The 22,477-nt window shown below is 55.8% G+C and carries 20 protein-coding genes; 13 read left to right on the forward strand and 7 right to left on the reverse strand.

Going from position 1 to position 22,477, the window contains the following annotated elements:
• Positions 1–143 precede the first annotated feature (143 nt).
• From B060_RS0117020 to B060_RS0117065, 10 genes are all read left to right on the forward strand, one after another.
• The gene (locus B060_RS0117020) at positions 144–761 is read left to right on the forward strand and encodes a YdeI/OmpD-associated family protein (RefSeq protein ID WP_018083013.1); all 618 of its coding nucleotides are present in this window, start codon (positions 144–146) and stop codon (positions 759–761) included.
• 139 nt (positions 762–900) lie between these two features.
• On the forward strand, positions 901–1,059 hold the full coding sequence (gene vapB, locus B060_RS26685; protein ID WP_280512629.1) for a type II toxin-antitoxin system VapB family antitoxin: 159 nt from the start codon (positions 901–903) through the stop codon (positions 1,057–1,059).
• Positions 1,060–1,307: 248 nt separating this feature from the next.
• Positions 1,308–1,562 carry an antitoxin gene (locus tag B060_RS0117025; RefSeq protein ID WP_018083014.1) on the forward strand — a complete coding sequence of 85 codons (255 nt, stop codon included), beginning with the start codon at positions 1,308–1,310 and terminating at the stop codon, positions 1,560–1,562.
• Entirely contained in the window at positions 1,559–1,870 is a 312-nt protein-coding gene (locus tag B060_RS0117030; protein ID WP_018083015.1) for a type II toxin-antitoxin system RelE/ParE family toxin, read from the forward strand. The genes B060_RS0117025 and B060_RS0117030 overlap by 4 nt, the downstream gene beginning before the upstream one ends.
• Before the next feature lie 112 nt (positions 1,871–1,982).
• Positions 1,983–2,771 carry an IS30 family transposase gene (locus B060_RS25005; RefSeq protein WP_023447369.1) on the forward strand — a complete coding sequence of 263 codons (789 nt, stop codon included), beginning with the start codon at positions 1,983–1,985 and terminating at the stop codon, positions 2,769–2,771.
• Between the two features lie 252 nt (positions 2,772–3,023).
• A complete protein-coding gene (locus B060_RS0117040; protein ID WP_244874637.1) occupies positions 3,024–4,463 on the forward strand; it encodes a Fic family protein in 1,440 nt (479 codons plus the stop codon).
• 304 nt (positions 4,464–4,767) lie between these two features.
• Positions 4,768–4,986, forward strand: coding sequence for a helix-turn-helix domain-containing protein (locus B060_RS27315; protein ID WP_023447370.1), 219 nt, complete (start codon positions 4,768–4,770; stop codon positions 4,984–4,986).
• 40 nt (positions 4,987–5,026) lie between these two features.
• Complete coding sequence (locus B060_RS0117050; RefSeq protein WP_023447371.1) at positions 5,027–5,284, forward strand: hypothetical protein; 258 nt, start codon at positions 5,027–5,029, stop codon at positions 5,282–5,284.
• A gap of 699 nt (positions 5,285–5,983) precedes the next feature.
• Positions 5,984–6,334, forward strand: a complete 351-nt coding sequence (locus B060_RS0117060) for a hypothetical protein (protein ID WP_018083017.1) — start codon at positions 5,984–5,986, stop codon at positions 6,332–6,334.
• 285 nt (positions 6,335–6,619) lie between these two features.
• Complete coding sequence (locus B060_RS0117065) at positions 6,620–7,438, forward strand: metallophosphoesterase (protein ID WP_018083018.1); 819 nt, start codon at positions 6,620–6,622, stop codon at positions 7,436–7,438.
• A gap of 558 nt (positions 7,439–7,996) precedes the next feature.
• On the opposite strand, the gene B060_RS0117070 is transcribed toward B060_RS0117065, so the two are convergent.
• The 3 genes from B060_RS0117070 to B060_RS0117080 form a co-directional block, all read right to left on the reverse strand.
• Positions 7,997–8,242 (reverse strand): hypothetical protein, encoded by a 246-nt coding sequence (locus tag B060_RS0117070; RefSeq protein WP_018083019.1) that lies wholly within the window; start codon positions 8,240–8,242, stop codon positions 7,997–7,999.
• A gap of 64 nt (positions 8,243–8,306) precedes the next feature.
• Positions 8,307–10,637 (reverse strand): twin-arginine translocation signal domain-containing protein, encoded by a 2,331-nt coding sequence (locus B060_RS0117075; RefSeq protein WP_018083020.1) that lies wholly within the window; start codon positions 10,635–10,637, stop codon positions 8,307–8,309.
• 138 nt (positions 10,638–10,775) lie between these two features.
• Positions 10,776–13,733: a TonB-dependent receptor domain-containing protein gene (locus B060_RS0117080; RefSeq protein ID WP_018083021.1), complete on the reverse strand. Its 2,958-nt coding sequence runs from the start codon at positions 13,731–13,733 to the stop codon at positions 10,776–10,778.
• Between the two features lie 351 nt (positions 13,734–14,084).
• Between B060_RS0117080 and B060_RS0117085 the strand changes: the two genes are divergently transcribed.
• Positions 14,085–15,083, forward strand: a complete 999-nt coding sequence (locus tag B060_RS0117085) for a cupin-like domain-containing protein (protein WP_018083022.1) — start codon at positions 14,085–14,087, stop codon at positions 15,081–15,083.
• On the opposite strand, the gene B060_RS0117090 is transcribed toward B060_RS0117085, so the two are convergent.
• Both B060_RS0117090 and B060_RS0117095 read right to left on the reverse strand, forming a co-directional pair.
• A complete protein-coding gene (locus tag B060_RS0117090) occupies positions 15,080–16,657 on the reverse strand; it encodes a family 43 glycosylhydrolase (RefSeq protein ID WP_018083023.1) in 1,578 nt (525 codons plus the stop codon). The two genes, B060_RS0117085 and B060_RS0117090, sit on opposite strands and share 4 nt — an antisense overlap.
• Positions 16,654–19,086 carry a glycoside hydrolase family 127 protein gene (locus B060_RS0117095; RefSeq protein WP_018083024.1) on the reverse strand — a complete coding sequence of 811 codons (2,433 nt, stop codon included), beginning with the start codon at positions 19,084–19,086 and terminating at the stop codon, positions 16,654–16,656. The genes B060_RS0117090 and B060_RS0117095 overlap by 4 nt, the downstream gene beginning before the upstream one ends.
• Before the next feature lie 107 nt (positions 19,087–19,193).
• Between B060_RS0117095 and B060_RS0117100 the strand changes: the two genes are divergently transcribed.
• Positions 19,194–20,954 carry a DUF885 domain-containing protein gene (locus tag B060_RS0117100; protein ID WP_018083025.1) on the forward strand — a complete coding sequence of 587 codons (1,761 nt, stop codon included), beginning with the start codon at positions 19,194–19,196 and terminating at the stop codon, positions 20,952–20,954.
• A complete protein-coding gene (locus B060_RS25010; protein ID WP_018083026.1) occupies positions 20,938–21,888 on the forward strand; it encodes a hypothetical protein in 951 nt (316 codons plus the stop codon). Before B060_RS0117100 ends, B060_RS25010 begins: the two co-directional genes overlap by 17 nt.
• Here B060_RS25010 and B060_RS0117110 read toward each other — a convergent pair.
• A complete protein-coding gene (locus tag B060_RS0117110) occupies positions 21,885–22,157 on the reverse strand; it encodes a type II toxin-antitoxin system RelE/ParE family toxin (RefSeq protein ID WP_018083027.1) in 273 nt (90 codons plus the stop codon). The genes B060_RS25010 and B060_RS0117110 overlap by 4 nt on opposite strands.
• Positions 22,157–22,456: a ribbon-helix-helix domain-containing protein gene (locus B060_RS0117115; RefSeq protein WP_026172928.1), complete on the reverse strand. Its 300-nt coding sequence runs from the start codon at positions 22,454–22,456 to the stop codon at positions 22,157–22,159. Before B060_RS0117115 ends, B060_RS0117110 begins: the two co-directional genes overlap by 1 nt.
• Positions 22,457–22,477 lie beyond the last annotated feature (21 nt).

A 22,477-nucleotide genomic window follows, 5' to 3' on the forward strand; every position in this document is an offset into this window, starting at 1 on the left:
GCTTTAGTTTCAGTCTTCCGCGCACTCGCGGACCCGTCGCGCAGGGCTGTTGTTCAGAGGTTTGCGTTGGGCTCGGCCATCGTGAGTGATCTACAAGAGCCGTTTAATATGACCTTGGCAAAAATTTAACAGGCCCCAATGCAATGAACACTCCAAACCGCAACCCGAAAGCTGATGCCTATTACGAAAAGGCAGAAGAATTTGCGAAGCCCATTTTTTCCCATCTGCGTGACCTTATTCATGCGACATGCCCTGAGGTGGTTGAAGAGGTTAAATGGGGCATCCCTCATTTCGACTATCGCGGCGACATGATGTGCATTTTTGCCGCCTATAAGAGGCACTGTTCCTTCACGTTCTACAAGGACGCACTTATGTACGACCCACGTCTCAAGGCAAACTCTGACATGCCTGCAGCAAAGCGGTTCATGGGAAGCCTGACGGGCTCTGGCGACCTTCCCCCGGACGCTGATTTGATATTGTGGATCAAAGAGGCGATGGCGCTCAATGAGCAGGGCGTAAAGCTCCCAAAGCAAAAATCAGAATCCCCAAAGAAAGTCGATATGCCAAAAGCCTTTGCTGAGATGCTCGAGGTAAATCCAAAGACAAAGGCAATTTTTGATAGCAAATCACCATCATTTCAGAAGGAGTATAATGTCTGGATAGGCGAGGCAAAAACCGACTCCACCCGCGATAAGCGAATTGAGGAAGCGTTATCGTGGATAGCAGAAGGCAAAGGGCGCTTTTGGAAATATTCAAAGTGAATATTTATCGCCTATGTAAGGTCTTGGTCCATCAATCCGGCACTTGCTGATATCTTACGACCGTTGTTTTCTTGGATATATTGGATGTCATACAAGCTTCATGCACACCGATGCCAGAAGATATCCAAACAGAGGTTTAATGACTCGTACAACTTTGTTTCAATCGAATCGCTCGCAAGCAGTTCGCTTACCTAAAGATGTGGCTTTTCCGGAAGGGGTCAAAGATGTGACTATTCTGAGGGAAGGGGGGCGTCGCATCATCGTGCCGTCGAATAGTTGTTACTGGAAATTTGGGTGAGTTCTCCCGTGTTGAAGGGCTGCGCTGCGAGGATTGGCTTTCGTCCGACCCGTTGGCAAACTGAACCCACGACACTGTTTCGTAGAAAATCGCATGAAGTTGAATATTTCCGCCCGATTTCTCATAACATACATTAGATTTTTTATATAATTTATTGAAAATAAACACGTTTTATGACTTGACCGAGAGGTTGTTGAGACGCTCCCACATTTGTGATAATGTGGGTCATAAGTGTAGGAGTAAAATGAATGAGCCGACTGACGATCGATATGACTGATCAACAGCATCAGAGTTTGAAAGCGCTGGCCGCTTTGCAAGGCAAGACTATTCGGCAATATGCCTTGGAACGTTTGTTGCCGGCGTCATGGGAGGGCGCTCAGGATTGGCTCGAACTAAAGGACTTTCTTACAAAACGAATTGAACAGGGGCTTAATGGTGATCTGGCGAGCTTGTCGTTCGAGCAGATTGTAGATGAAGAGCTCAAAGAGAGTTCAGTTTCTTGACGGTTAGCTACGTCTTGCAAGCCGGCGCAGTTGAGGATCTTCGCTCTGTTATCAGATATACCCGAGAAACCTGGGGCGCTGTCCAGGCACGAGCTTATGCAAATAAATTGCACAACGGTCTTCAACGATTGTCGCAGGGCCAAGGCACTTACAAAATCTTGGTCGAGGTTCATCCGGCATTACGCGTAACACGTTGCCAACATCATTATATCTTCTGCCTTATGCTTGAAAATGCGCAGGCACTTGTCATTGCTATCCTGCACGAGAAAATGGATTTGATTGCAAAAATCACAGACAGACTGAGTTGAATAGCACATAATTTCCCATAAGCTTTATTAGGCGATTAAATGATGTAGCCGGGTGGACTCTATTTTGAAGCGCGAATGATCCATAGAATCAACCGCTTCTTGAGAGACCATTATGGGCCATTCTTACACCCATCTGACGAAGGAAGAACGTCAGACGATCTACAAACTGCTCGATCGCAAAATTCCACTCACGCAAATCGCCAAGATGCTCGGCCGTCACCATTCGACGCTTTATCGCGAAATTCGGCGCAATTATTTTCACGATAGAGAATGCCCGCAATACTCTGGGTGGTTTGCATGGAACGCAACCGAGTTTGCGCGCAAGCGGCGTTTTAAACGGCGCAAGCTGGAGCGTGATCTCGAGTTGCGTGTGCACATCATTGAGAGACTTGAGCAGCACTGGTCGCCTGAACAAATCGCTGGTCGGCTCAAGCTTCACCCTGTGGATAAATCCAGGTTCGGCCGCGTCTGTTCAGAGACGATCTATCGCTTTATCTACGATCGCAGCAACCGTGAGATGGCGCTTTACACCCTGCTCGCCCGCCGGCGCAGAACAAGGCGCGGTCTCCGTGGCCGCAAGCCAAAGGGGTCACATATCCCTCTGTATTGTAACATAAAACATAGACCTAAAGACATTGCTAATCGCGAGACTTTTGGGCATTGGGAGGCCGATCTGGTGATTTTCCGACGCGACTTCGGAAAGGCAAACATCACCAGTCTGATCGAGCGCAAAAGCCGTTACCAAGTCGTCATCCGTAATAAGGATCGCCACTCGTTAGGTGTCTTAGGCACCATCCAGGAGCAATTACGCCCCCTTCCCATCTCAGGGCCGCCAGTCAATCACTTTCGACCGTGGAACCGAGTTCATGGCGTGGAAAACGCTCCATCGGTCATTGGGTAACGCCCTCCTCCTCACCAGCATCAAGGCAATTCAACGCGATATACGAAAAATTCTACAACACAATTTACGATATTGTATGCAGCTTAATTTACGAAATATGCTACAGCATAATTTAAGAAAAGATCTCCATCGCAATATACGAAAAATTCTAAGGCAAATCCTGTGGCAACCTCCTCAGAAAAATTGGCAAACTCCCTCGAGACCTTGGAGGTTATACAGCGAGAGGGACGTCAATGTTTGCGTTCAAGAGATTTGGGGCGCACCGACCGCGAACGATTGCGAGATGCCGGCTTCATTCAGGAAGTAATGAAAGGCTGGTACATCATCACGCGACCGGACGAAGTTCCACATGATACGACGGCGTGGTATACGTCTTTCTGGGGTTTCTGTTCCGAATATTTGACAGAGAGATTTGGCGAAGCTTGGTGCCTCTCTCCCGATCAGTCGTTGATGCTACATTCCGGAAACTGGACCGTACCCCGGCAACTATTGGTCCGTGCGCCGGCCGGCAGCAATCGGATTACCGAATTGCAGCATAACACCAGCATTCTCGACGTGCGTCAGCCATTGCCTGCAAAAGAAGATCAAGGTGTCCTCGATGCGGTTCGGGTCTATTCGATCGAAGCGGCCCTTTTTGCCGTAACCGAGACTTTTTTCTTGAACAATCCGGTCGATGCACGCGCCGTCCTTAGCACCCAGCGGGATGCCGCAGCGCTCTTGACTCGCCTTCTAGCGGGAGGCCATACAGTCATTGCCGGCCGCCTGGCAGGTGCGTTCCGCAATATCGGCGCCGGTCGTATCGCAGATGACATCCTAGGCACCATGCGAGTTGCAGGTCACACGGTGAGGGAGTCAGATCCGTTTAACGGCAAGTTGGAAGGCTTCAGCTATTCGAGGGAGCCCTCGCCGTACGTCCACCGTATCAAGGCAATGTGGATCAAGATGCGTGCCGATATCATCGGACGGTTCCCGGCGCCGGCGGAGCGCAATGTGGATGTTGCCACATATCTCACCGCGGTCGATCGGATTTACGTCACGGACGCATATCACTCCCTTTCGATCGAAGGATATCGCGTCACGAGAGAGCTGATAGAGCGCGTTCGAACAGGCATCTGGAACCCTCAACAAAATGACGCCGACCGCCAGCAGAAAGATGCGATGGCGGCGCGCGGCTATTTCATGGCCTTTGAATGCGTCAAAAAGAGTCTTGAACGCATTTTGCGGGGAGAAAATCCAGGAGCCGTGGCCGATGATGATCACGCGGTGTGGTATCGTGAAATGTTCGGGCCAAGCGTGGAAGCTGGCTTGATCCCGCCCGCCAGCCTTGCGGGCTATCGCAATTGGCCGGTCTATATTAGGGGATCACAGCACCGCCCTTTGAATCATGACGCCGTGCGTGACGCCATGCCTACACTATTCGACCTCCTCCGTGAGGAGCGAGACCCTGCGGTCCGTGTCGTTCTAGGGCATTTCATCTTCGTCTATATCCATCCGTACATGGACGGAAACGGCCGCATGGGACGTTTCCTGATGAACGTAATGATGGCTGCTGCGGGATATGACTGGACCGTGGTTCCCGTAGAACGCCGGACCGAATACATGCAAGCGCTGGAAGCGGCCAGCGTTCGCCAAGACATCATACCGTTTACCGATTTCCTCGCGTCGTTACTCCGAAATCCGACGGCGAGATGAACGCTCCCCAGGGGCATTACATTGCGCAAATACCCGGCCTGACCTTCTCCTGATTTGCACGAAAAAGGTACCATCTCATCGTCCCATACGTGGCGGCAGAGGCGGAGATGGCCAGGAACCAATAAGCGGTTTCGACAGCTATTTTGCCGCGTGAATGATCGTATACGCATCAAAAAAACATCAATTTCGGGCAAATACTCGGTGGCTCCCCGGTGGCCGGTCAAAACGGGCCAGTTGGGGCCCCATAAATTAAGGTCCGCAGCAGATGTTATTCCACTCCCTCATTTGATTGAGGGAGAGAGAGTTGAACATCTTGCAGGCACATCTTCGCCAGAGCGTTATTACCCTTCTCGAGAAAGGGATCAGCCACCGAGAGATCGCGCGTCGTCTTGAGGTCAATCGCAAGACGGTTGGCCTGATCGCCAAGGAACTTTCAAAACGGGCCAAGGTGGCCACCGATGCTGAGGCGGTGGCGGATTCAAAAATCCCGCACCCCGGCCACCGGGTTTTCCACGGCCGCTGAGCAAAACGGGCCAGGGTGGCCACCGACTTGCCGGGCTTCGATGTCGGCCTGTGAGCCGCACCGGGAATGGATCGAAGAACAGGTCCGGCTGGGCCGCAATGCCACGAGCATCTATCGCGAGCTTGTCGACCGCCATGGCTTTGATCACCAGTACAACTCCGTCAAACGGTTCGTGGGTGGACTGAAGCAGACGGACCCGGAACGGTTTGACGTTCTTGAGTTCCCGCCTGGCGAAGAGGCGCGGGTCGATTACGGACAGGGCGCACCGACGCTGGCGCCCGCTGAAGTTTACCGCTAAGCCGACTGATGCACCTGCAGTTCGGCCGGAACGAACGAAGCGTGCAGATCTGATGCACCCCCTTTTCAACAAAAGACAGCGATCTGGCGCTCTATAAGGGAAATCACTCCATATTTCTATCGTTAGCGAAGATGGAGGCAACGATGTCAAACTGGGCCGATCAGTTTCTCGCAAAAGTAGAGACTGTCGATGACATGGTCACCGCGTTTTCTGACGAAGATCGCTGCCGGCGCATATTTGAGGCTTTGATTTGGCCGGATGGCCGCAAGCGTGCCCGCCTGTGGATATATGCGGTCAAGCGCCCTATGCGACCGCTCCATGGGCGCGCAGTCCAGGGCAAGTCCGGAACTGTACCATGGCGACACGTTCGCAGGGCCATGGTTCCGGAGAACAACAGTGCAATGCACAGCCCCTCCCCGCTCCGTCTGCGATATGTGGCCAAACCTGCTACTGTGCGAACCCCGTGAAAACCGGGTAAAACGGCGCATGACGAGACGCTATGATGACTTCGCGCGTGATTAACGCGAGGCAGTTCTGTCGCGGGTCTTGCTTTCATTTGGGCGTCCTTGGACGACGGTTCAACATGGGTATCATCCGACCGTAAGGTCGCGTGCACTCCGCCGCCTCGGGTAAAGATGCGGTTGCGCCCTGAGTCGACGCTTGTTAACTAAACTAAAAGCAACCCTCTCAGAGAATCAGATGAAGCCCATAATCGTTCTTGTTGCGTTTTCTGCTTTAGTCTCGAGTTCTGGGGCGCAGGCCTCCAATAAGGGAACTATAGATCGCGCTGGAAGCATAGTGGCAGGCCAGAACAAAACAGATGTCAACCTCATCATGGGGGAGCCTGGAAACCGCGAATTTAAAGGCTCCGAGGAAGCTTGGCAGTATTGCGGTCGCTCAGGGATGACGAACAAATATGTCGTCATCTATTTTTTAAGCGGCAAGGTCGAGAAATTGGCCACCTACTCGCAACCCTGGGCCGGCTCTTGCGAAGAGCATTACAAACCGGTTGCCTGGGACCAGGCCGAGGGGAATAAAGCGAAACCTTAAGCTCCGCCCCCTCGTGCGCGTCAGACGTCCTTAATATGCACCTGGCTTATTGCCTTTCAGGCGCCGGCGACTCGCTCTGAACCAGAGGCACAACAAAGGTACGTAAGCAATAATTTGCCAGTTTCGCGCCGAGATCAGGAGCCATCACGCTTGACTGCGGATTGCGTTTTTTGCGCTATCTTGCGTCCGCCGCGGGTTTAGGGTTAATAGGCAGAAGAAACCCTTCGGCGGTCAACCTCCGACCGTCGTGTCAAGCGCTCCCTTTCTGGCGAAATTCGGCAGGAGATGACGAGCCTGAAACGGATGCACATGTTCTGGTTATTGGACAAATCAAGGCAAAAAACGCCCGATACGCCGGGGCCACCCGAACCGCCTGAGGTTTTCAAATCCTCCATTGACAGGCTGACCTATGCGATCGGCGACATTCACGGCCGAAATGACCTGTTCTTGAAGATGCTCCTCGACATAAGAAATGATTCATCTGAAATTGGAGAGAAACCCCGAATTATTATTCTTGGCGATTTTATCGACCGCGGGCCTAACTCCTCTGAAGTTATTGGCTCAATTCTGAGGCTACAGATTCAAACATGGTGTGATACAGTCGTACTGGTCGGTAATCACGAGTTCGCCCTGATCAAGTTTTGCCTGGATAGCAGTTGTGGATGGTTGTGGTTAGAATTCGGCGGAATGGCAACCCTAGCGTCGTACGGCATAAAAATAGGGGGTGACAAGTCGGATTTTTCTCACTGGCCCGAGCTTCAGACGAAAGTGAAGCGTGCGATCCCCCAATCGCATATGAAGCTGATGCATGAGGCCAAAATCAATTTCATAGCCGGCGACTATCTTTTTGTGCATGGCGGGGTAAATCCAGAGCTGCCCCTTGAAGCTCAAGATGCTGATACGTTTCTTTGGATACGAGACGCCTTCTTGTCGTCCCCGAAGTCGTGCGAATATGTCGTCGTGCACGGTCACTCGGCCAGGGAGGATGTATCCAACCTCGAATGGCGGATAGGTGTGGACACTGGCGCCTACGCAACGGGCATACTCAGCGCGGTAAAACTCTCCGGCACCAATCGCGAAATCATGCAGGTTACCACTCTGTAGGCTTAGAGACGCTTCATATGGCAGTGAGCTCTGATTCCTGCGTAGCCGTTTGGCACTGCGGGGCAAGGGTCAAGCTGTAACAATGCGCGCGAACGGGTCTTCTGTCGGCAGTTCCTCCGGATTTTTTGGGAGCGAGCCATAAACCTTATGCTCCCCCCCTCATCGGCGTGGTCGAAACCCGTAGGGCGTATTCGACCATGACTTCATTCTCACCTCGGCCAATGAATAAGATCAAATGTCGGCGCGTCGGTCTCATGTCCGCCGGATTTTCACAAGGATCATCTTATTCAAACGTGATCAGGCTTGAAGGCGCCCTTTTTCGCTATGGACCTGTCGTTGGTGGAAAGCGACCTAGGCTTTGGTTACCTCTCCCCTCAAACTGAGAGTGAAAACTCGTCCTCCGAAAGATGCCGTCTAGCTACTGATCGAAGCCTGGGATAAGCCGTATCTGGGGCGTTCAGAGATGCCGATCTACGTGATCGAGGTGAGCTCAACTTGGCTGGTGGCTGCGTGTTAACAGGTCGGCCTTACTCTATTGGCTTATAGACACTCGAAGCCCTAAATCGCCGGGTCTATATCGCGGTTGTAAGCCGTGCGCAAACCGGCTTCCTTGGCCGACTGCAGAGTGTGCAAACTGACGATCGCCGGCGCGCCTGCCGACGTGCCCAGGGCACGGCCGTCGATGTCATACTGATATTCGCCAACATTGAACGCCGCCGGATTACGCCCGTCCTTATGCACCTGCAAAGGCTCCTGGCCGTTTTCGACAATTACCCAGGCACTGTCATATAGTCTGATGCTCATGCCCAGATCCTCAATTTATACAATGACGAGCCAATAGCATGGCCAAGCGTCTTTGTCGCTGAACTTAAACGCGTTCGGCATGCAAGGTAAAGCGTGATACGCTGCCCGGCGTGAAAATCAGCGTTTCGGCGCCCGCTTCTTGGGTGGCTTTTACGAGCTTTCCGTTCAGCGTCAGGCGTGAAAGCCTTTCTCCTATTGGCAAACGCAGACGCAAGCGCACCTCTTGCGGTCGGCTCTGGCCGTGGAAAATAATTTCGCCGTTCAGCGATTTTTTGCCCCCTTGCAACGATAGATCTACCCGGCCCCAGCGCGTTGGCGCGCCCTGAATCGCGATCGGCTCACCTGAGGCGATCCAATCACGGGGTATAGCCTTGCCGAGATGAAGGGTCTCGGAATCCGACGCCTCAAACACCAGCAGCCAGCGCACCAGCTTCGGAATCGTGAGTTGTGCCGGGATGCAATAAAGCGGCAGGTCGCCATCAATGCCGGTCACCTCCCCTGCCACCCAGGTGCCGGGCGTATGCGAGTGGTAGCGGTGCGAATGGAGGAACAGGAGATACTCCTCGATGCGATCCGAACGCAGCAGCTGTTGCGCGTAACCATAGGAGATAAAGCCCAACTGATCACGGTGCGTTTCATTGGCTGGTGCTATATTGGCGACGACGCCGATGCAGGTGCCACCATGGCCACGCACGCCATTGATCACGGTTTGCGCCAGATCATCGGGCAAAACATCGGCGTGTAGCATTTCGGCATAGACGCGGTGCGCCCAGCCATGTTCCGAGCTTTGTTTCTTCGCCTTCGCCTCAGCATAGGCCTCGCGGTGGGTCAGCTTCGTGCCCGGCAGAACGGCAAGATACGTCGGCGACAGATCCTGGCGGACATTGGCGCGCATGGTCTTGACCAGTTGGACTTGCAGCGTGTCAGCGCGTGCGTTCCAGTCTTTGGCCAGCGCTGCCTGATCGGGTGCGATCAAGGGCCAGACACGGGCGATATCGCGCCAGCCGCGCACGGCGAATGCCGAATTGTTCCAGTACGGCTTCCACCACACGGACGGATCGGGATGCAGGCAGGCGTCGGATTCGCTCCAACCATCGAGCAGACCGAAGCCCGCATCGGCTGCTGGCTTTTGCAGGCTGAGATCATGCAGTTCGGTCAGGGTGGCCGCCGTGCTGGCGATCTTGCTGGCATGGGCACGCACCGTGGCGAGATCGCCGGTGTAGTTGAGATAACGCGCCAGAAGGCTGAGCGTCAGACCGAACTGCGGAACTTCCGGTCCACGCATGTTGATCATGCCGTCAGGGGCCGTGAAATCGTTGAAATAGTTGTCGAGCACGCGCTTGGCCTGATCGAAACGGCCCCATTCCAGATTGGCATAGAGCGATGAGGTCAGAATGTCCTGGAAGCCATCGTATTCCGGGCCGAAATAGTCACGATCGACGACGCCGTACTTGGGATAGACGCCTTGCGGGCGGGTGATCAGTTCCTTGGCAAAAGCATGGGTGACCATATCGCCCAGGGCCTTGTCGGGTATGGTGAGGGCCGATTGATCCCGCACCTCGTTCTGCCAATAGGCCGAGAAATCAAACAGGCCCTTGTAGAAATCGGCGGCTTCAGGCTCAACACGACGCGGTGGGAACGGTGCATAGGAATAGCCGAAACTGGTCTTGACCGGCTTGCCGTTGTCGTACTGGATGGTGCGGTGCCAGGTCTGGACCAGCAAAGCATCGGGCGCCTTGACGTCGGCAAAGATCAGCAAGTCGTAATAGCGCGTTGGCGATACCTCGATGATCTTGTGGATTGCCGGCATCCAGCCGCCAAGCAGGCCTTCCCAGCGCTTTTTCACGCCATCGTCGCCCTTCAGGTCGGGGAAGGCATGCTCCGGGCGATAACCGCGCGTGCGGCCATTGGGGAAGACGGGCATGGTGTCGCCTTGCTGGCGCGTGCCGACGAAATTGGTCCAGGCCATACGGGTGCCGAGTTCATCGGCCTTGAAGTTCCAGCCAGCCGGAGGCGCAGCGCGCCTCACCTCTTCCGGATCGGGGTCCCCTCCTCCCTTAAGCAGCTTATCAGCCAGCAGGTCTGCATCTGCCAGACAGATGTCCTTCAGCGCAAGGCCCAACCATTTGGGTTCGATATCGTCAAAACAGGCTTCCGGACGCTTTGACACAACCAGCGCCTGATCCCCCTTCACAAAGGTGATGGCGCCATCGCGCCTCATCTGGTCTTCGTAAACCGTCCAACCATCAAACTCGGCCAGTTTGGCGTGGCCTGTGATCGTCGCGTCCTTCGCCGCTGAGACAACAGGCGCCGCTATGGCGGGCGCTGCGGCAGCGCCCATAGCGGCGATGGTCGATCCCTTCAGGAAGCTGCGGCGGTCGAAGGAAAGAGGCATGGCGGTCTCCCGTGTTGAAAGTGTATACGGTATATTATGTTAATTGGCGCGCTAGGGCAAAGGCAGTATCCGGACAGAAAAACGGCGCCGCCAGCTTTCGCCAACGACGCCGTCATCAGATCAGATGATCATACCTTTTTAGAAGGCAGCCGAGAAGCCGACAAAGAGCATACGACCCAAGGCATCATAAGTGCCGGGGTAGGTGTTGCCGTTGCCAAAGCTGTACAGCAAACCGTCAACAACGGCCGGAGGCGATTTGTCGAGGACGTTGTTGATGCCCGCGCGCAGATTGACATTGTAAGGAAGGACAAAGGTCGCGGCCAGATCGATATAGTTATAGGCTTCGATCTTGGCGTTGCGGATAGAAGTCGTGCCTGCCAGGTAAGGGTCAGAGCTATTGTTAGTGAGTTTCGTCTCACCGAGATAGCGCCAGTTAACCGAGAGCGAGGTCGGCAGATAGGCTTTGCCGGCCCACGGTGTCGCCCAGGTCGTGCGCAGATTGTGGCGCCACTCCGGATGAGGCTGGCCGCAGGTCGGACCATAAAGGCCCGTGCAATCAAAGGATCCCAAACCAGGCAGGACCTCTGTTTCCAGCGTTTCCAGCTTGGTGCCAACGAATGCAAAATTGACGTTGCCGTATTCCGTATCGAGCGTGTAGTTGGCGCTGATATCGACGCCGGTTGTTTCCAGATAACCTGTATTCAGGGCGGTAGCGACGACATAGCCGGTGGTATTCAGGTTTGGCGATGTCAGGATGCCACGATCGGTGTTACGCACGATCAGGCTGCAATAGTAGGGATCTCCCGTCGAAATACATTGCGACATCGTCACGCTCGGCGAAACAGTACCAATGTAATTGTCAACGTGGATCTTAAAGTAATCGAGACTGACCGACAGACCGGGGACGGCTTTGGGCGTCAAAACGAAGCCATAGGTCAGAGTTTTGGCGGTTTCGGGATTGAGGTAAGGGTTACCACCTCCCAAAGCCGTACAAACACCGGCGGCACAGTCCGTGATGGTCTTGCCATCATATTGAGCACGCGTGACACCAGTATTGGCGCATTTTTCAAAACTCGGTGCACCGGCCAGGCTAAGGTTCGTGTGCGAACAAGGATCATCAAATGACGAGTTGCCTACGCCACGGGCGGCAAACAGTTCAGAAATATTTGGTGCACGCATGGCCTGGTTATAGCTGGCGCGCAACAGAAGATCTGAGGTTGGTGCATACTTGAACTCAACCTTGTAAGTTTCCGTGTCTTTCTTCTGGGTTTCGGTCTTGGAGGAAGACGTTTCGTACTTCGATTTTCGATAACCGAGCGATACGTCAAACGACTTGATCCAGGTCTTGTCCTGAACGATAGGCACATCGATTTCGCTAAAGACCTCGCTCACCTTAACCTTGCCATCGGCATTGACCGCGCCGGCCACGAGTTGGGTTTCGTCGTACTGAGTGTCGAGCGTTTCTTCACGATGTTCGAAACCAAGGACCACAGCGACGCCATCCGAAGACCACGGCGAGGTTACGCCATAGTGACCCAGGTCACCCGTAATATACGCGTTGAAGCTTTTCAGGTCCTGATCGGTCTTGGTGTAGGTCGGCGCATAAAGATAAGCCAGCGCTTCGGCCGAAGGCCCCTTAGCGGAAAATACATCGACCGGAACGCAGCGCGGATCTTTGCCATTGATGACAGACAGACAGGTCGCCACGCCATTAACATTGACGGCTTGCAGCGCATTGGCAGCCTTAACCTGATTGACATCGTTCTGATAGTTGAAGCGCGCCATGGTCTTGGACAGCATGTAGCTGGCGTCGTAGGAGAAGGCTTCGTTGATCTCGCCCTTCACGCCGCCCGAAAAACGATAGTCGGTGTGACGCATGTCATTGCGACGACCTGCGCCGTTGACCATACGCATCGTGACATAGCTTTCCGTCGAACCGGTTGCTTGCGCATTGGGTCCAGCGCACAGGATGCCCGCCTGTTGGGCGCTCATCAAAGGATTATTGCAGTTGATGGTGAAGGGATTATAGAACCAGATCGCCGAGGGCGCGACCTGACTGATCGAGTGATCATCCATAAACATGAAGGTACCGTATACCTTGGCATGTTCATTGAAATCGTAGTGTGCGAAGGCGCCAGCCGTATAGCGATCGCTGTCACGTTGGAAATAGTTTGACGGCGCGTAGTTGTAGGCGAAGGTCGAATCCGTCGGGACCCAGCTCTTGCTGCCATCCTTGGCGTTGGAATAGTCGAGACCGGCAAAAGGATTGTCGAGATCAAGCGGCATGAAGCGACCATAGGCGTGCTGCAAGGATCCGCCGCAAGCGAAGTCAGAGCCACCTGTACCGGCAGAGTTCAACGCGCAATTCGAGACATCGCGGTCACCTTGTGTAACTGCATCCATGTGGCGGTAACCAAAATAAGCGGTCACGTTACCCTTGCCATCCTCAAAGTTGGCGCCGGCAGCGACATTGATGTCGGTTTTCGCGCCATCCCAGACACTGCTCTTAGGAAGATCAAAGCCCTTGGCCTTGCTAAGGTCACGAAGGTAGGTGTCGTCATTTTGATGGTTGAAGATGCTGTAGGTGCCGTCCATGCGCACACCGTTCAGATTTTTGCGCATAATAAAGTTGACGACACCCGAAATGGCATCCGAACCGTAAACCGACGACGCGCCACCCGTCAGGACATCCGTGCGCTCAATCAGAGTAGAAGGTATGAAGTTAACATCGACGCCAAGCGTCGGCAGGAAACGCTGACCATCGATCAGGACGAGGTTGCGGTTAGAGCCAAGGTCGCGCAAGTTGACCTGGGCCGTGCCGTCAGAGCCATTAGAATTGTTTTCATTGGCGTCAGCAGTAAACATCGGAAGGTCATTAAGGAATGTGTCAACCGCGACGGCGCCCTGAAGAGCGACTTCCTTGGAATCGATCGATGTGATCGGGGAGGCGCTTTTCAGGTTGGGACGACGGATACGCGTACCGGTCACCACGACCTGGGTCGCTTCGGGCTCGGCCGCACTCACCGGTGCATCCTGAGCGAAGGCCGGCGTGATGAAGCAGGCTGTGCCGAGAGCGGCCAGAGCGACCCCGGACATGATCAGCGCTCTATTACTCGTTTTCATTGTTTAAATCCCTTTGCCATGATTTCGATACAAGTGCCGTCGCCCGCGCCGAATGTCGCTGAGGTGAAACAATTGTGACAAAAGAGAAAAAACACCGATACAATGGGACGTCAATTATAAAATATACGATTTATCATCATACAGTATACAACTAACGAAATGATGTAGCGGGTGAGACTTTTATATCAGCCTTAAGGTGCAAAAATACCCCATTTGTCTGAGTATTGAGTAGTTTTATATGAAACAATGGCGACATAGAATCAGGTTTGCACCGGACACGGCTATCTATAAGAATTTTTTAAAAGCGCATTCGGGAATTATCCAATGTCCACAGTCCCTGTATTTGAACACATTACATCGGCAGATTTTGATTCCGTGGTTCGACCGCTCGGCCGACCGGCGGTGCTCAAGGGCGTGATTAGCGACTGGCCCGCCGTAAAGCTCGGACTCGAGTCAGATGAAGCGTTGATTGACTATCTGAAAGCCCAAGACAACGGAGAGAAAGCCGGTGTGCTTCTCGGAGCCCCCACTATTCGCGGCGACTTTTTTTACGGCTTCGACACACGTAGTCGCAATTATAAAGATGGGCCGACCCCCATCCCTATGGCGCTCGATAGGATACTGCAAGAACGCGACAACGAATATCCATTTTCAGTCTATGTCCAATCCAGCCTGATCGACAAGCATATGCCGGGCTTCGCTGTCGAAAACCATCTTGACCTGTTGCCACAGACCGTCCGTCCCCGCATCTGGATCGGCAATGAGGCCGTCACGCGCGCGCACTATGATCTCAGCTTCAATATCGCCGCCGTGGTGGCTGGCAAACGTCGCTTCCTGCTCTTCCCGCCTGAACAACTGGTCAATCTCTATCCGGGGCCGTTCGATCGCACCATCGGCGGCGTTCCGGTCAGCATGGTCGATGCCTCGAACCCCGATCTTGAGCGTTATCCGCGCTTTGCTGAGGCGCAGAAAACCATGCTGACGGTCGATCTGGAAGCTGGCGACGCGCTCTATCTGCCCTATGGCTGGTGGCATCAGGTCCATTCGCTGTCGCGCTTCAATGTGCTGGTCAATTACTGGTGGGACGACGCAGGGACCGCCGCCCAGCCTTACGATGCCCTCTTCCACGCCATCCTGGCGATCCGCGATATGCCACAGAGCCATCACCCCCTATGGAAGACTTTGTTCGACTATTATGTCTTTGGTGAGCATGGCGATCCGGTGGGGCACCTCAAACCCCAGGATCAGGGATCGTTGGGATTGCTGACGCCGGAGCGTATCCGGCAGATCAAGCAATCCCTGATCAAGGCGTTGCAAGCTTAATGGGTAGCACAGACCGGCGAGGCCGGTTCCTTGGTATCGGCGGCTTCAACCAGAACAGGCTTCGGGTATAAGGCTTCCCATTCCTGCGCGGCCACGGCGGCATAGGACTTGCCATCGGTCGAGGCATCAAACACCGCCCGCAGACAGCGCGTTGTCACCGAATCAAAGCTGACCGCGTTGAAGCCTTCGGTCGATGTGCCGTAAGCGCTGGCGTTGGTCACCGGCACCCAGGCTTTTTCGTTCCAGTATTCGATATGCCAATCTTTCGGCGGCGCGACACCGACACCGGAGCCGACCGGCTGATCGTTCCAGAACTGGATGCGCGAACCGTTGAACTTGAGCGGCTGCTCCCACTGGTAGACCACCCACTGCTGCTTTGGATTGTTCGGCGACCAGGTCCCCCAGGTATCGGGCGGCAACGGATTTTCATGCACCTTGCCGTCATTCAGCGCGCGTATCCAGTACTGCACCGGCACCGGCGAGTTGGACGCCACGATGCGGGCGGCGGGCGCAATATTGCGCGTCGGCGCAGGCGTGCCTGCCGGCGGATGGGTCGGCTCGACCAACTCGATACGCGCTGGCATTACGCTATCGTCCCACTTGATCTCATCGATCGAGACGCTGCGGCGGAAGTGATCGCCGCCCCGGGCGTCGGCGTTGTGGTAGGCGATGTACCACTTGTCCTTGAACTGGACGATGCCAGCGTGCGAGGTGGTGGACGATACCGGATCGAGCAACACGCCCTGATAGGTCCAGGGACCGAGCGGTGACTTCGCGGTGCCATAGGCCTGACAGGCGTAATAGACGGCCTCGGTGCATTCGGACTGCGGGCCCGCCGTATTACCGGCATACATCATGTAATAGGTGCCATTGCGCTTGAAGAGCCAGGGCGCCTCGAAGAAACCTTTGAGCGTGCTGACATCGACAGGCCTGCCCTTGAAGGTCATCATGTCCTTCTCAAGTTCCACGCCCTTCAGGCGGCCAAACGTGCCCCAGTAAAGGTAAACGCGGCTATCGTCATCGACAAGAACAGTCGGGTCGATGTTCTGAATGTCGTTGGCCACCGGCACGGATTGCGACACGATCGGACCGGCCGGATGGGCGTCGATCCACGGACCTTCGGGACCGCCAGAGACCGCCACGCCAATGGAAAAAGCGTCCTTGTTCTTGCTGTCGGCCTCGATGACGGGGGCGTACATGTAATAGCGCTTATCAGGCCCCTGCACGATCTGGGCGGCGTAGGCGCGCGCAGCCGTCGCCCATTTGAACACCGCTTCCGGCCGCATGAAATGCGGATTGTGCCGCCAGGTGCCGGACGCCGGATCGTCGGTCTCCAGCATCTGCCATTCCGGCATGATAAAGTCGTTGACCCCAGGAGGCGCCGTGTCACGGCCCGTAAGGATATAGAGTTTGCCGTTGGCTATGAAGGGTGCCGGATCGGTCGTGTAATCCTTGCCATCGGCCAGGATCGGATTGGAGGCCGCCTTGATCGTCTCCCAATCGGACGCCGTTTGTGCGTGGGCGCAGGCGAGCCAAAGCGGCAAGGCGCAAAATGCGGGGATCAGCCGCTTCATGTCGCAGCGCCCGCAGTGGCAGCAGCGGTGAAGAGTTTGACGCCGAAGACCGGACCAGCGGTCTTGCCTTCCTTGGGATCGAACTTGATCGTCACCTTGGCCTTGCCCTTGGTCAGTTCAAGCGGGATCGGATAGTTGATGTCGATCCAGGCCCCGGGCTGGCGGCCGGTCAGGCGTTCGTGGGCAATGGCGACGCCATCGACCAGAATGTCGAACACGCGGTTGTTTTCAGAGCCCCAATAGGTCGCCTGCAGGATCAGCGGGCCGACGTCCTTGCCGTCACGTTGCGTCTTCATGTCGAATGAGAAGAAACCGAGTGTGCGGGCATCGCGGCCCTGACGGCCTCGATAGACCACCGGATAAGAGATGTCCGATTTCAGATTGTGGTCACGCTCGGGCTGCATTTCGCCAAGGTGCATGACATCGACCGAACGTGCCGCCTCATCTTTGAGGCGTGCCTGTTCTGCGCTGTAGGCCACTTGGGCTGTCGCCCATTCGGCGTCGTTGTATTTGCTGAAATAGACGGCGTTGCGGCGCTCATATTGCGCATAGAAGGGCTTGAACGTCATGTCGCCAGGACGGCCAATGCCATTGGTCTTGTAAACCGCCTGCTCAATCGAGACTGGTGTAATGCCGGCCAGCAGATCCGCACCGACCAGGGCCGGGGCATCCCCCTGCCAAGTCTCACTGGCCGCGCCGAGATCGGCGGCCATAACCATGGGGCCACGCAATAGCGCCACGACCTTATCGTCGCCGGCCGTGTGCTCAAAGCGCAAGGTCAGCGGCAGGTCGAGCGTCACCACATCGCCGGCGCGCCATTTGCGGTGGATCAGGGCATAGCCCTTGGCCGTGCTGGCCAGGGCCGTCTTGCCATTGACCAGCAGGGTGGCCGACTGGGCCCATGCCGGAATCCGCACGGCGACTGTGAAGGTTTTTGCGCCGGAAAGCTGGCTGACCTTGAAAGCGATGTGACCCTCATAAGGGTATTTCGTTGTCAGTTCGAAGGCGGCTTTCTGCGCCGTCCAGTTCAGTTTTGACGGGATGAACAGGTTGACGAACAGAGTATCTTCCTGCTCCCAGTAGATCGAGTCACCATGCTTGGAATGGCTCTCGATGCCCGACAGCACGCAACACCAGAAATCATTGTCCGGCGAGGAATATTCACGCGCCGTTCCCGACATCAGCGGCATCATATAGGTGAACATGCCGGTCTTCGGGTTCTGATGCGCCAGAATATGATTGAGATGGGCGCGCTCGTAATAGTCAAAATAGGCCGCGTTCGGCGACCAGCTATAGAGGTGGCGCGTGAGCTTCAGCATGTTGTAGGTGTTGCAGCTTTCGCAGGTTTGCTCGGTGATATGGGTCGCGATCGTGTCCGGCTCGAAGAAATATTCACGGTCGGCATTGCCGCCGATGACGAACGAATGGTGCTCGGTGACGCGCTCCCAGAAGAAGGACGCGGCCCGGGCGTCTTCGGGCTTGCCGGTCAACTCGTAGAGGCGCGCCAGCGCGATCAGCTTCGGCACCTGGGTATTGGCGTGGAAATTGGCCAGTTTGTCCTCGCCGGCCTTCAGCGGATCGAGCACCTTCTTATCGTAGATACGTTCGGATAGCACGAGCCAGCGCGGGTCTTTTGTCCGGCTGTAGAGCTCGGCGAAGGATTCGTTGAGCCCACCGTATTCGCAGTTGAGCATCTTCTGGGTCTGCGCGTCATCAAGCGCGTTGAAGACTTTCTCGATATAGCCGCCAAAACCGACTGCCACCGTGATGGCTTTCTTGTTGCCGCAGAACTTATCGGCGTCGAGCAGGCCAGCGAACAGCTTATGCAGGCTGTAGAAAGGCGACCAGGCACCGTTGAGGTCGAAACCGGCGGAGCGAATATCACCGGCCATGATTTCCGGAAAGATTTCCTTGCCATCGACCAGGCTGCCGTCCTTGCGCTTTCTCATGATGGCGCCGGTATAACCGTCGCCCTGCGCCGCCTGCACCTTGACCAGTTCATCAACGATATAGTCGACACGCGCCTTGCATTCCGGATTGCCGGTCTGAGCATACATCAGCGACAGGGCGCTTAAGTAATGACCAAGCCCCTCGCCCGCGATGGTGTCCGATTCCCAGCCACCATAAATTTCACCCTTGACCGGCAGACCGGCGAACTTATGGTAATTATGCAAGAAGCGATCGGCCGACAGATAGGTCAGATATTTGGTGTTGGCCTCGATGGCGTCGTAAAAAGGCGAAGCCGTCAGACGCACATCCTGCATCGGCACCGGTTGCGCCATGGTGGGCAGAACCACATCGCTGGAGGCGCTTTTGGGCTTGGCGAAAGCGGTGGCGGAAAGGCTGCTGAGCAGGGTGCCCGCAGCGGCGGTGCGGAAGAGGAAACGGCGGTCGACGGTGGCGGCACTGTGTGGTGTGGAGCGGGTCATGAACGGCCTCGTTTTTGTCATTGGAACGGTTGCACCGAAATTATTATACTGTATACAATTTGCTTGCAACACCAGATACGTGTCTTTTGAACCGAGGTAATTCCCTGATGAAAGCCCTTCTGCGCGCCACCGCCGTGGCCATGGTCCTGTCCACCTTAAGCGCCGCGCCCGCCTTCGCCGATGCCGCCACGGATCAAAAGTTCGAAACGATATATAAGACCGAATGGGACTGGCGCAGCAAGCAAGAAGCCGCCAATGAGGACAGCCCATCGGGTGAGGTGGCCCCTCACCTGCCGGACGTCTCCAAAAAGGCACAGGACGCCAAGCTCGCCTATTGGCAGGACGTTCTGAAGCAACTCGATGGCGTCGACATCAAAGCCCTGTCACCACGCGCGCTAGAGAACTATCAGGTCTATCGTTTCCAGATCGAAACCCTCATCGCCGGCCAGACCTTCAAGCTCTATGAACGCCCGCTCACCGGCGACACCTCCTTCTGGGGCGATCTGTCGGGCATGGCGCGCGGCAGCTTCCGCACCGAGCAGGACTATCGCAATTACATCGCGCAACTGAGTGATATCCCGCGCTACTTCAAGGACAACACCGACAATATGCGCGCCGGCCTGAAGCGCGGCTTCACCCTGCCGCAGATCTCGCTGCAAGGCCGTGACGCCACCATCACCAGCGTGACGGACGCAAAAAGCCTCGAAGACAATATCTATTACCTGCCGTTCAAGTCCCTGCCCGCCACTATCCCTGCGGACAAGCAGGCCGAGCTCAAGAAACTGGCGGCCGCCGCCATTACCGACAAGGTCGTGCCGGCGCACAAGACCTTGCTGAAATTCATGCGCGAGGAGTACATCCCCGGCGCCACCAAATCGATTGCCGCCTACGACCTGCCCAATGGCAAGGCCTTCTATCAGGCTCAGGTGCACGAATATGCCACGGTCGATATGACGCCGGAGCAGATTCATCAGATCGGCCTCGATGAAGTGGCCAAGATCAAGGCCGAGATGCAGGCCGTCAAGACTGAGGTCAAGTTCGACGGCGACCTGCCCGCCTTCAACAACTTCCTGCGCACCGACCCGCAGTTCTATGTCACCAAGCCGCAGGACCTGCTCGATCGCGCCGCCTGGACGGCCAAGGAATTCGACGGCGTGGCGGCCAAATATTTCGGCCGGATGCCGCGTTCGCGTTTCGCCATCATTCCAGTGGCGCCCGAACTCGCGCCCTTCTACACCGGCGGACGTGGCGGCCCCGGCGGCTACTGGGTCAACACCTGGAACCTCCCGGCCCGTCCGCTCTATTCCTTGCCGGCGCTGACCCTGCATGAATCGGCCCCCGGCCACGCCTGGCAGATGCCGCTGGCTGCCGAAAACAAGGCGCTGCCGCCCTTCCGTCAATACACCTACATCTCGGCCTATGGCGAAGGCTGGGCGCTTTACAGCGAACGCCTCGGTGTCGAAATGGGCATGTATCATACGCCTTATGAGCGGTACGGCATGCTGAGCTATCAGATGTGGCGCGCGGCGCGCCTGGTGGTCGATACCGGCATTCATGCCAAGGGCTGGACCCGCGAACAGGCGCAGAATTTCCTGCTCGAAAACACGGCCCTCTCAAAGCATGAAGTGACCACTGAGGTGGATCGCTATATCGCCTGGCCAGGTCAGGCGCTCAGCTACTATCTCGGCGAAATGGCCATCTGGAAGGCCCGCCACAAGGCTGAAGCGGCTTTGGGTGAAAAGTTCGATATCCGCAAGTTCCATGACGCCGTGCTGGAACTGGGATCGGTGCCACTGCCGGTGCTGGAAGCTCGCATTGACCGCTTCATCGCCGAAGGCGGCAAGGGCCCTTATGACGATGAAGAGTAGAGCGCTTTTTGCTCTTGTTGTCGCGCTTCTGCCCTCCGTTGCCCTGGCGACGGAGGCGGAACGCGCGGTCATGAGCAAGGCGGAAATTCCGTCGCTGGAGGCGCGCGTCATCTCGACGCCGCCGGCCGCGTTGAACCTCGATCCCTTCTATCAAAAATATAGCGATGCCGATGGCATCCCTGTGATCGGCTCGCAGACTGTGCCCGATGCCGCCATCATGGTCGCGCGCGATATCCTTCTCTTTATGCTGTCGGAACGGCCGGATATCCGCAAACAACTGGTCCACGACGGCGCGCGCGTCGGGATTATGGCGATTGACGAGACCACGACCGATCTGCCCGAACAGAGCGACTGGAAGAAGCCGGCCATCGACGATCCGCGCCTGTCGAAATGCGAGGCGCGGGATTACGCCAGAACCATCGGCCTGCAATCCGATCGCGACTACTGGGCCGGGCGCGCGCGTGGCATGGGTGGCATCTATACCACCGGTGCGGCTGAGAATATCCTGGGCGTGCCGGACACGCGCTATTACGGCGAGAACATTCTGGTGCATGAGTTTTCGCACAGCATTTTTAACGCCATCCGCAGCGCCGATCCGGCACTGGCGGCGCGCGTCGAAACCGCCTACGCCCACGCCAAGGACAAGCGTTTGTGGCAGGGCGCCTATATGGCAAACACGCTCGATGAATATTGGGCTGAAGGCACGCAGTTCTGGTTCAATTCCAACAAGGCCTACATCACCGATACCCTGACAGTGGTCGACGACGAAGACTTCAAGGCCCATGACCCAGAGCTCTATGCGCTGCTGGCCGAGGTTTATCGTGCAGATCACCACATTCCGGCTGACGCCTATTATAAACACCCGGCACGTATGAACAGCGCGCACATCAATCTCGACGCCAGCGGCAAGGCGAAGGACGACTGTTTTTCCTAACGGTTTTGGGCGCCGTGCAGGAACCGGACGATTTGCACGACGTCGCCCTTGACCCGACAGCCGATGATAAAAGGCGTGTGCCGAATAACCAACTCGCGCGTGCCTCTTATCTTGCCTGGACGCCCCATATTCGGATGCTCGAGAAGGCGGTCAGCCTGAAGTTCTATTTCATTCAGTTGGTTGAAAGCTGGCCGCAGACTTTCCTGCGCGACATATTCGATCGCCTGGTCGCGCTTCTGACGGGCGCACACCGTCCAGACAATTCGCATTATTCACCAGAGGCCTTCATGCGCGCCAAGAGCGACTGGCGTTGACGCTCCATGTCAGCCTTGACCTCTTCATGCGAAATCCAGACTGTATCGGGATCATCGGCTTCGCGCAGGCCTTCTTCCATTTCCGCCACAAACCACGCATCATAATCGCGTTGCTTTTTCTGCTTGTCGATGAAATCGCGCATGGCCTCGCGCACGATCTGCGACGCAGGCCTATGGCTGGCCGCCGCTTCTGCCATAAAGGCCTCGCGCAACTCAGGCTCGATCTTCATCGTGAAAACGGCATCTTTCGGCATGATCACGGCTCCAAAAAAGGT

The sequence above is a fragment of the Asticcacaulis benevestitus DSM 16100 = ATCC BAA-896 genome (assembly GCF_000376105.1).
Taxonomy (GTDB): Bacteria; Pseudomonadota; Alphaproteobacteria; order Caulobacterales; family Caulobacteraceae; genus Asticcacaulis; species Asticcacaulis benevestitus.

Bases quoted from the DNA above. Each gene is read 5' to 3' on its own strand.
- B060_RS0117025 (WP_018083014.1), top strand. From the start codon at position 1,308: ATGAGCCGACTGACGATCGATATGACTGATCAACAGCATCAGAGTTTG.
- B060_RS0117100 (WP_018083025.1), top strand. From the start codon at position 19,194: ATGAAAGCCCTTCTGCGCGCCACCGCCGTGGCCATGGTCCTGTCCACC.
- B060_RS0117065 (WP_018083018.1), top strand. From the start codon at position 6,620: ATGACGAGCCTGAAACGGATGCACATGTTCTGGTTATTGGACAAATCA.
- B060_RS0117110 (WP_018083027.1), bottom strand. From the start codon at position 22,157: ATGCGAATTGTCTGGACGGTGTGCGCCCGTCAGAAGCGCGACCAGGCG.
- B060_RS25005 (WP_023447369.1), top strand. From the start codon at position 1,983: ATGGGCCATTCTTACACCCATCTGACGAAGGAAGAACGTCAGACGATC.
- B060_RS25010 (WP_018083026.1), top strand. From the start codon at position 20,938: ATGACGATGAAGAGTAGAGCGCTTTTTGCTCTTGTTGTCGCGCTTCTG.
- B060_RS0117080 (WP_018083021.1), bottom strand. From the start codon at position 13,733: ATGTCCGGGGTCGCTCTGGCCGCTCTCGGCACAGCCTGCTTCATCACG.
- B060_RS0117085 (WP_018083022.1), top strand. From the start codon at position 14,085: ATGTCCACAGTCCCTGTATTTGAACACATTACATCGGCAGATTTTGAT.
- B060_RS0117090 (WP_018083023.1), bottom strand. From the start codon at position 16,657: ATGAAGCGGCTGATCCCCGCATTTTGCGCCTTGCCGCTTTGGCTCGCC.
- B060_RS0117060 (WP_018083017.1), top strand. From the start codon at position 5,984: ATGAAGCCCATAATCGTTCTTGTTGCGTTTTCTGCTTTAGTCTCGAGT.
- B060_RS0117050 (WP_023447371.1), top strand. From the start codon at position 5,027: ATGTCGGCCTGTGAGCCGCACCGGGAATGGATCGAAGAACAGGTCCGG.
- vapB (WP_280512629.1), top strand. From the start codon at position 901: ATGACTCGTACAACTTTGTTTCAATCGAATCGCTCGCAAGCAGTTCGC.
- B060_RS0117075 (WP_018083020.1), bottom strand. From the start codon at position 10,637: ATGCCTCTTTCCTTCGACCGCCGCAGCTTCCTGAAGGGATCGACCATC.
- B060_RS0117115 (WP_026172928.1), bottom strand. From the start codon at position 22,456: ATGCCGAAAGATGCCGTTTTCACGATGAAGATCGAGCCTGAGTTGCGC.
- B060_RS0117020 (WP_018083013.1), top strand. From the start codon at position 144: ATGAACACTCCAAACCGCAACCCGAAAGCTGATGCCTATTACGAAAAG.
- B060_RS0117070 (WP_018083019.1), bottom strand. From the start codon at position 8,242: ATGAGCATCAGACTATATGACAGTGCCTGGGTAATTGTCGAAAACGGC.
- B060_RS0117095 (WP_018083024.1), bottom strand. From the start codon at position 19,086: ATGACCCGCTCCACACCACACAGTGCCGCCACCGTCGACCGCCGTTTC.